Origin of the sequence: Caulobacter sp. AP07, from assembly GCF_000281955.1 — a bacterium.
Classification (GTDB): domain Bacteria; phylum Pseudomonadota; class Alphaproteobacteria; order Caulobacterales; family Caulobacteraceae; genus Caulobacter.
This window is the reverse complement of sequence record NZ_AKKF01000216.1, coordinates 1-9,328: the sequence shown is the minus strand read 5'-3', so window position 1 is coordinate 9,328 and position 9,328 is coordinate 1. Positions and strand designations below refer to the sequence as shown.

The 9,328-nt window shown below is 68.8% G+C and carries 6 protein-coding genes; 5 read left to right on the top strand and 1 reads right to left on the bottom strand.

Going from position 1 to position 9,328, the window contains the following annotated elements; all coding sequences use genetic code 11:
- Positions 1-2: 2 nt before the first annotated feature.
- A complete protein-coding gene (gene ettA / locus PMI01_RS19670; RefSeq protein ID WP_007673000.1) occupies positions 3-1,670 on the bottom strand; it encodes an energy-dependent translational throttle protein EttA in 1,668 nt (555 codons plus the stop codon).
- Between the two features lie 196 nt (positions 1,671-1,866).
- Here ettA and zigA point away from each other — a divergent pair, with 196 nt between their 5' ends.
- The 5 genes from zigA to PMI01_RS19645 all read left to right on the top strand — a co-directional run.
- On the top strand, positions 1,867-3,093 hold the full coding sequence (gene zigA, locus PMI01_RS19665) for a zinc metallochaperone GTPase ZigA (RefSeq protein ID WP_007672998.1): 1,227 nt from the start codon (positions 1,867-1,869) through the stop codon (positions 3,091-3,093).
- Between the two features lie 341 nt (positions 3,094-3,434).
- A complete protein-coding gene (locus tag PMI01_RS19660; protein WP_035037295.1) occupies positions 3,435-5,807 on the top strand; it encodes a TonB-dependent receptor in 2,373 nt (790 codons plus the stop codon).
- A 92-nt stretch (positions 5,808-5,899) separates the two neighbouring features.
- Positions 5,900-7,012, top strand: a complete 1,113-nt coding sequence (locus PMI01_RS19655) for an alkaline phosphatase D family protein (protein WP_007672991.1) — start codon at positions 5,900-5,902, stop codon at positions 7,010-7,012.
- 77 nt (positions 7,013-7,089) lie between these two features.
- Positions 7,090-8,028, top strand: a complete 939-nt coding sequence (locus PMI01_RS19650) for a polysaccharide deacetylase family protein (protein ID WP_007672982.1) — start codon at positions 7,090-7,092, stop codon at positions 8,026-8,028.
- A gap of 159 nt (positions 8,029-8,187) precedes the next feature.
- On the top strand, positions 8,188-9,328 hold a 1,141-nt coding region (locus PMI01_RS19645; protein ID WP_007672980.1), incomplete at its 3' end, for a beta-propeller domain-containing protein.

Sequence of the window (9,328 nt, the reverse complement as noted above, 5' to 3'; positions counted from 1 at the left end):
CCCTACCGCGCGAACTTCTGGAACTTGATGCGCTTGGGGATCAGGCTGTCGGCCCCCAGGCGGCGCTTCTTGTCTTCCTCGTACATCTCGAAGTTGCCTTCGAACCATTCGACGTGGCTGTCGCCCTCGAAGGCCAGGATGTGGGTGGCCAGGCGGTCCAGGAACCAGCGATCGTGGGAGATGACCACGGCGCAGCCGGCGAACTCTTCCAGGGCCTCTTCCAGGGCCTGCAAGGTTTCGATGTCCAGGTCGTTGGTCGGTTCGTCGAGCAGCAGCAGGTTGCCGCCGGTGGCCAGGGTCTTGGCCAGGTGGACGCGGTTGCGCTCACCGCCCGACAGCAGGCCGACCTTCTTCTGCTGGTCGGCGCCCTTGAAGTTGAAGCTGCCGACATAGGCGCGGCTGTTGATCTCGCGCTTGCCGACGATCATCACGTCGGTGCCGCCGGAGACCTCTTCCCAGATGGTCTTGTTGGGATCCAGCGCGTCGCGCGACTGGTCGACATAGGACAGCTTCACCGTCTCGCCGACCTTGACGCTGCCCTGGTCGGGCTGCTCGCGGCCGGTGATCAGCTTGAACAGCGTCGACTTGCCGGCGCCGTTGGGGCCGATGACCCCGACGATGCCGTTCGGCGGCAGGCGGAACGACAGGTCCTTGAACAGGACCTTGTCGCCATATTCCTTTTCCAGGCCTTCGACTTCCAGCACCAGGTTGCCCAGGCGCGGGCCGGGCGGGATCTGGATGTGGGCCTGGGTCTGGGCGGCGCGGGCGTTCTCCTGCGCGGCGACCATTTCCTCGTAGCTCGCCAGGCGGGCCTTGGACTTGGACTGACGGGCCTTGGGCGAGCTGCGCACCCATTCCAGTTCGCGGGTCAGGGCGCGCTGGCGGCTGTCGGACTCCGACTGCTCCTGCACGACGCGCTTGGTCTTCTGCTCCAGCCAGCCGGAGTAGTTGCCCTCGTAGGGGATGCCCTTGCCGCGATCCAGCTCCAGCGTCCACTTGGTGACCTGGTCCAGGAAGTAGCGATCGTGGGTGACCAGGATCACGCAGCCCGGGAAGTTCTCCAGGTGGTGCTGCAGCCAGGCCACCGACTCGGCGTCCAGGTGGTTGGTCGGTTCGTCCAGCAGCATGATGTCGGGCTTGCTGAGCAGCAGGCGCGCCAGGGCGATGCGGCGCTTCTCACCGCCCGACAGGTCTTCGATGCTGGCGTCGTTGGGCGGGCAACGCAGGGCGTTGATCGCCATCTCGACCTTGGAGTCGATGTCCCACAGGTCGCGGGCGTCGATGATCTCCTGGAGCTTGGTCATCTCCTCCATCAGCTCGTCGGAATATTCCTCGCCGAGCTTGTTGGCGCATTCGTTGTATTTGTCGAAGATCAGCTTGTCTTCGCAGTCGGCGATGACGTTGCCCCAGACGTCCTTGGTCGGGTCCAGCACCGGCTCCTGCGGCAGGTAGCCGCGACGGACGCCCTCGGCGGCCTTGGCCTCGCCCGAGAACTGGTCGTCCAGGCCGGCCATGATCTTCAGCAGGGTCGACTTACCCGAGCCGTTGACGCCCACGACGCCGATCTTGGCGTCGGAATAGAACGACAGCCAGATGTTCTCGAAGATCTTCTTGCCGCCGGGGAAGGCCTTGGTGAGGCCCTGCATCTGGAAAATATATTGCTGAGCCATGAGGGGCGTCGGTCTCGCTGAATCTGGATCGGGGGTCGGGCGCTGAAATAGCGGGCGCGGGCCGTTTGCGCAATGACACGGGGCGCCGCGTCGCGGCTCGCCGGTCACTCGAGAGTGTTACAAAGTAACATCACGCTTGCCGGCCAGCGCTTCGGTGGCTATCAAATGTTATAGTATAACACTTTATAGGTTCGCCATGACCTCGACCTCCTCGGCGCCGCCGGCCGGCCGCATCGACCGCCGCCTGCCGGTCACCGTGCTCTCCGGCTTCCTCGGCGCGGGCAAGACCACCCTGCTCAACCACGTGCTGGGCAACCGCGAGGGCAAGCGGGTGGCGGTGATCGTCAACGACATGAGCGAGGTCAATATCGACGCCACCCTGGTCGCCGAGGGCGGCGCGGGCCTGTCGCGCACCGACGAGGCCCTGGTCGAGATGTCCAACGGCTGCATCTGCTGCACCCTGCGCGACGACCTGCTGCAGGAAGTGCGGCGGCTGGCGGCCGAGCGGCGCTTCGACTACCTGCTGATCGAGTCGACGGGCGTCTCCGAGCCGATGCCGGTGGCCGCCACCTTCGACTTCCGCGACGAGGCCGGGGCCAGCCTGGCGGACGTCGCGCGGCTGGACACCATGGTCACCGTGGTCGACGCCTTCAACTTCCTGCGCGACTACGGCTCGCGCGACCGGCTGTCGGATCGCGGCGAGACGGCGGGCGACGGCGACGCGCGCACCGTGGTCGACCTGCTGGTCGAACAGATCGAGTTCGCCGACGTCGTCGTGCTGAACAAGGCCGACCTGGTCTCGGCTTCGGACCTGGGGCGGCTGCGCGGGATCATCGCCGCCTTCAATCCGGACGCCCGGATCGTGGTCTCCGAACGCGGAGCGGTGGCCCTGGACGCCGTGCTCGACACCCGGCTGTTCAGCCACGAGCGCGCCGAGGGCGCGGCCGGCTGGCAGAAGGCGCTGATGGGCGAGGTGCTGCCCGAGACCGAGGAATACGGCATCGGCCACTTCGTCTACCGCGCCGCCAAGCCATTCCATCCGGCGAAGCTGAAGGCCTGGCTGGAGCGCGAGTGGCCGGGCGTCCTGCGCTCCAAGGGTTTCTTCTGGCTGGCGACCCGGCCCGACCGGGTCGGCGGCTGGAGCCAGGCCGGCGCCGTCACCCAGCACGGCCCGCACGGCCGTTGGTGGGCGACCGCGCCGCGCGACCAGTGGCCGGACGACCCCGCCTGGCTCGACACCATCATGAAGGTCTGGAAGGCGCCGCACGGCGACCGGCGGCAGGAGATCGTGCTGATCGGCCAGGACATGGACCAGGCGGCGCTGACCAAGGGCTTCGACGACTGCCTGCTGTCGGACCTGCAGTTCGGCTTCGGGCCCAAGGCCTGGTCGAAGCTGCCCGATCCGTTCCCGTCGTGGGGCTAGGCGAGCCCCCGCCGCCGCTCGGCGAGGAGCCGACGCCGGCCTGGGTGGCCGCGACCCTGGGAATCAGCCTGGAGGAGGCCGACTGGCTGCTGGTCCTCTACCGGTTCGCCGACCTGGACGCCCCTCGGCCGGCCTATTTCTGCGAGCCGTTATAGGTTTCTCCCGCCCCCTGTTTCCCCGACGGCAGCAGCTCCCGCCACCGACCGAACCGTCATCCCAGCGTCGCGCTTTCGTCAGGAACCCGACACGGAACTGTCGGCGCACCGTCGCCGACCACTGTTACCCGGACGCCCAAGCCGACGCCGCTCCTCCCCCTTTGAGCGTCGGCATGGGGATTGAACATGAGACAACACCTGATGCTCGGCGCGGCCGCCTGCGCCCTGCTGCTCGCCGCGCCCGCCTTCGCCGCCGAAACCCCGGCCGCCGAGGCCCCGGCCGCCGCGACGGGCGCCGACGCCGACGCGACCGCCGTCGACGCCATCATCGTGCTGGGCCAGGGCCAGAGCCGCCAGGTCCAGACCATCAACGCCACCCAGATCGAAGTCCTGGCCGCCGGCTCCAGCCCGCTGCGCGCCATCGAGAAGCTGCCCGGCGTCAGCTTCCAGTCGGCCGACGCGTTCGGCGCCTACGAGTGGTCGACCCGTGTCGCCATCCGCGGCTTCGACCAGAGCCGCCTGGGCTTCACCCTGGACGGCGTGCCGCTGGGCGACATGAGCTACGGCAACTACAACGGCCTGCACATCAGCCGCGCCATCGCGTCCGAGGACCTGGGCCGGGTCGAGCTGGCCCAGGGCGCCGGCTCGCTGTCGACCGCCTCGACCTCCAACCTCGGCGGCACGCTGCAGTTCTTCTCGCGCGCGCCCTCGGAAGACTTCCACGTCCGCGCCGACGCCACGGCCGGCTCGGACTCGATGTACCGCCTGTACGGCCGCATCGACACCGGCGCCATCGAGGGTCTGGCCGGCCTGCGCGCCTCCCTGTCGGCGGCCGACCAGAAAGCCGACAAGTGGAAGGGCGGCGGCGAGCAGAAGCAGCGCCAGTACGACCTGAAGTTCGTGCTGCCCATCGGCGACGTGGGTTCGATCACCGCCTTCTGGAACCACTCCGAGCGCCGCGAGCAGGACTACCAGGACATGTCGTTCGACATGATCAAGCGCCTGGGCCGCGACTGGGACAACTTCCAGCCGGACTGGAACAAGGCGATCGGCGTCGCGAGCGTGCTCAACAACCCGGCCAACTACGCCGGCGCCACGCCGCTCCTGAGCGGCGGCTATTGGACCGGCGTCGGGACCAACCCCTACGCGGCCTACGGCGTCGCCACGCCTGACGACGCCTACTACGCCGGGGCCGGCATCCGCGACGACGACCTCTACGCCGTCACCCTCGAGCAGAACCTGGGCGACCAGGTCCGCGTCGACCTCACCGCCTATGGCCACAAGAACAAGGGCCAGGGCCTGTGGTACACGCCCTACACCGCCAGCCCTGGCTACGGCACGGCCGGCTCGACCGCCGCGCCGCTGTCGATCCGCACCACCGAATACGACATCGACCGGGCCGGCCTGATCGGCAACGTCTATGTCGATCTGGGCGCCCACGCGCTCAGCGCCGGTTTCTGGATCGAGGACAACGACTTCCACCAGGCCCGCCGGTTCTACGCCGAGACCCTGGCCAAGCCGTCGCGCGATCCTTTGGACTTCCAGTCCAACCCCTTCACGACCTCGTGGGAATACCGGTTCAACACCCGCACCGCGACCGGCTACATCCAGGACGTCTGGACGGTGAACGACGCCCTGAAGGTCAATTTCGGCTTCAAGGCCCTGAAGGTCGAGAACGAGGTTTCGGCGATCGTCGGCGCCATGAACGGCAAGATCGAGTCCAAGGACAGCTTCCTGCCGCAGGTCGGCGCGGTCTATGACCTGAAGAACGGCGTCGAGCTGTTCGGCGGCTACACCGAGAACATGGCCGCCTACGTCTCGGCCGCCACCTCGGGTCCGTTCGCCTCGCAGAACCAGGCGGCGGTGAACTACGTCCGCGACAACCTGAAGCCGGAAACCTCCAAGACCTTCGAAGGCGGCGTCCGCTACAAGAACGACCGCTTCCAGGGCGTAGCGGCGGTCTATCACGTCGACTTCGAGAACCGCCTGGCCAGCGCCAGCACCGCCCCGCCGATCCTGGGCCTGCCCGCCGTGCTGTCGAACGTCGGCGCGGTCGAGACCAAGGGCGTCGAGCTGGCCGGCCAGTACCGCCTGACCGACGCCTGGTCGCTGTACGGCTCCTACGCCTACAACGACTCCCAGTATAAGGACGACGTGCCCGGAGCCGGCGGCACGGTGGCCATGCGCACCAAGGGCAAGGACGTGATCTTCACGCCCAAGAACCTGCTGAAGGCCGAGCTGAAGTACGACCAGGGCGGCTTCTACGCCAACCTCGGCGTCAGCTACACCAGCTCGCGCTGGTACACCTTCGAGAACAACGGCGGCAAGGTCGACGGCTTCACCGTCGCCGACCTGACGGTGGGCTACCGCTTCCAGGCCGCCGAGGGCTTCCTGCACGGGCTCGAAGTGCAGGCCAACGTCACCAACCTGACCGACGAGGACTACATCTCGACGGTGGGTTCGGGCGGCGCGGCCCAGTCCGACGTGTCGGGCACGGCCATGACCCTGCTGCCCGGCGCCCCGCGCCAGGGCTTCGTGACGGTGCGCAAGACGTTCTAGGGCCAAGGAACGGCATCGCCTGAGGGGCCGGGAGGCGACTCCCGGCCCTTTCTCGTTCAAGCTCGACCACAAGACGACCGAGAGACACGCTCATGACCGACCTGTCCCGCCGCGCCGCCCTGGGCCTGGCCGCCGCCGCGGCCGCCGTGGCCCCCGCCGCCCGGGCGGGAACCGTCGACGCGCCGCACGCGGCGCTGGACCGGCCGCTGACCCGCATCGCCTGGGGCTCCTGCGCCAACCAGGACAAGGACCAGCCGATCTGGGAGGCGGTGCTGGACGCCAAGCCCGACCTGTTCGTGTTCCTGGGCGACAACATCTATGCCGACACCCGCGACCCGGCGGTGATGGCCCGCAAGTACGCCACCCTGGCCGCCAAGCCCGGCTTCAAGCGGCTGCGCGACAGCGTCCCGCTGATCGCCATCTGGGACGATCACGACTTCGGCGAGAACGACGCCGGCGGCGACTATCCGATGAAGGACGAAAGCCGCCGGCAGTTCTGCGATTTCTGGGGCGAGCCGGCCAATTCCGTGCGCCGCGCGCGCGACGGGGTCTACGCGGCCTATGTGTTCGGGCCCGACGGCCGGCGGGTGCAGATCATCCTGCCGGACCTGCGCTGGAACCGCACGCCGCTGCTCTCCAAGACCTTCAAGGGCGGCTACAAGGCCTGGGCCGTGGCGCGCGGCCTGACCGGCCAGTTGACGCCCGGCCCCTACGACCGCAATCCCGACCTCGACGCCACCATGATCGGCGAGCCGCAATGGGCCTGGCTGCATGAGCAGCTGCAACAGCCGGCCGACCTGCGCATCCTGGGCTCCAGCCTGCAGGTGCTGGCCGACTTCGCCGGCTGGGAGAGCTGGATCAACTACGCCAACGACCATCAGCGGCTGTTCGACACCATCCGCCGCACCGGGGCCGAGCGCCTGTTCTGCATCAGCGGCGACACCCACTACGCCGAGGTCTCGACGCTGTCGAACAACACGCCCTACCCCATCTGGGACTTCACCTCCTCGGGCCTGACCGAGGTGTGGCCGGTGACCCCGCCCAACGCCCTGCGCGTCTCGCCCGTCCTGCGCGAGCGCAATTTCGGCCTGATCGAGATCGACTGGTCGGCCCCGGCCCCGCGGGTCACGGTGCAGATCCGCGATGAGAAGGGCGCCGTGCGGATCACCCAGGCGCTCGATGCGGCCGACCTGAAGATCGGCTGAGGCGGCCTTTACCTCGCCGCCGCCGCGCCTTATCAAGTTACCGTTACCAAAAGAGCATTCGAAGGGGGAGGCGCGTCTTGAAACCGTTGCACCGCACCGTCGCGGCGCTGGCCTGGCTGATCGCCCTGCCCAACCTCGCCCTGGCCAGCGCCGCCCTGGCCCTGCCCGCCCCCGCGCCGGAACTGGCCCTGACCTTCGACGACCTGCCCGTCCACGGTCCCCTGCCGCCGGGCCAGACCCGCGTCGGCGTGGTCACCGACCTCGTCGCCGCCCTCGACGCCGCCAAGGCCCCGGCCTTCGGCTTCATCAACGGCGCCCACACCCAGCAGGAGCCCTCCTCGGCCCCGGCCCTCGCCGTCTGGCGGGCCAGCGGCCGGCCGCTGGGCAACCACACCTGGTCGCACCCCAGCCTCAACGCCATCGACGCCGCGACCTTCGAGGCCGAGGTCGCGCGCAACGAACCCCTGCTGCGCGACCTGATGGGCGAAGGCGACTGGCGCTGGCTGCGCTACCCGTTCCTGGCCGAGGGCGACACGCCGGAGAAACGCGGCGCGGTCCGCAAGGCCCTGGCCGCCGGCGGCTACCGGATCGCCAGCGTCACCCTGAGCTTCGGCGACTACGCCTGGAACGCCCCCTACGAGCGCTGCCTGGCCAAGGGCGACGCCGCCGCCGTGGCCGACCTGGAAACCCGCTTCCTGGCCGCCGCCGCCAGCGACGCCGACCGCGCCCGGGCGATGTCCAAGGCGCTGTACGGCCGCGACATTCCCTATGTGCTGCTGATGCACGTCGGCGCCTTCGACGCCCGGATGCTGCCGCGCCTGCTGGCCCTCTACCAGGCGCGAGGCTTCACCTTCACCACGCTGGACAAGGCCGAGCGCGACCCGTTCTACCGCACCGACCTCGACCCCAGCCTGCCGCCCGAGCCGACCACCCTGGAGAACGCCCTGCGCGCCAGGGGCCTGACGCCGCCGGCCAGCGCGATCGACCTGGCGGGGCTGGACGGGGTGTGCCGCTAGAGCGTTTTCGAGCGAAGTGGACACCGGTTCGCGTGAAGAAAACGCGCCAGAACAAGAAGCTAGAGCGCCCGGCCTGATGCAATCAGGTCGGGAAACGCTCTAGGGAGGCCCCACTTTCCCTGCTGACAACGGCCACGCTCGCCTCTAGCGTCCCGCGCCATGATCAGACCCTCGCTCCTGGCCATCTCGGCCTGCCTCGCCCTTTCGTCGCCGGTTCTGGCGGAAAAGCTGACCCCGGAACGCATCTTCGCTGACCCATCCCTGTCGGGCCCCACGGCCAAGGGCGTGGCCCTGTCGCCGGACGGCAAGCGCGTCACCTATCTGAAGGCCAAGCCCGAAGCCGCCAACGTCCAGGACCTGTGGGCGGCCGACGTCAAGGGCGGCGAGCCCTATCGGCTGATCGACTCGGCGGCCCTGTCGTCGGGGACCAAGGAGCTGTCGGAAGCCGAAAAGGCCCGCCGCGAACGCACGCGCACCTCGGCGCGCGGCATCGTCGAATACAGCTGGGACCAGCAGGGCCGCTTCATCCTGGTCCCCCTGGACGGCGACCTCTATCTGGACAGCGTCGCCGACGGCAAGGTCTCGCGCCTGACGCAGACCCCGGGCGACGAGGTCGACGCCAAGGTCTCGCCCAAGGGCGGCTTCGTTTCCTATGTCCGCGACCAGAACCTGTTCGTGAAGCCGCTGGTCGGCGGAGTCGAGCGGGCCCTGACCACGCGAGGCAAGGACGCCCTGTCGTTCGGCACGGCCGAGTTCGTCGCCCAGGAGGAGATGGACCGCTTCACCGGCTACTGGTGGTCGCCCGACGACAGCCGCATCGCCTATACCCGCGTCGATGAGAGCGGCGTCGACGTCATCCCGCGCGCCGACATCGGCCCGGGCGGCGCGACGGTGGTCGAGCAGCGCTATCCGCGCGCCGGCCGTCCCAACGCGGTGGTCGACCTGTTCGTCCAGGACCTGGCCTCGGGCAGGACCGTCCAGATCGACCTGGGCCCGAACAAGGACATCTACGTCGCCCGCGTCGACTGGTCGGCCGACGGCAAGACGCTCTATGTCCAGCGCCAGACCCGCGACCAGAAGACCCTGGAACTGATCGCCTACGACCCGGCGACCGGAACAGGCAGAACGATCCTGACCGAGACCGACGCCCACTGGATCGAGCTGAACGACGACTTCAAGCCGCTCGCGGACGGCAGCTTCCTGTGGTCGTCGGAGAAGTCGGGCTACAACCACCTCTACCGCTACGCCGCCGACGGCAAGCTGATCGCCCAGGTCACCCAGGGCGACTGGCCGGGGGGGG

Coding starts and splice junctions, on each gene's coding strand:
- ettA (WP_007673000.1), bottom strand. CDS start 1,670: ATGGCTCAGCAATATATTTTCCAGATGCAGGGCCTCACCAAGGCCTTC.
- zigA (WP_007672998.1), top strand. CDS start 1,867: ATGACCTCGACCTCCTCGGCGCCGCCGGCCGGCCGCATCGACCGCCGC.
- PMI01_RS19660 (WP_035037295.1), top strand. CDS start 3,435: ATGAGACAACACCTGATGCTCGGCGCGGCCGCCTGCGCCCTGCTGCTC.
- PMI01_RS19655 (WP_007672991.1), top strand. CDS start 5,900: ATGACCGACCTGTCCCGCCGCGCCGCCCTGGGCCTGGCCGCCGCCGCG.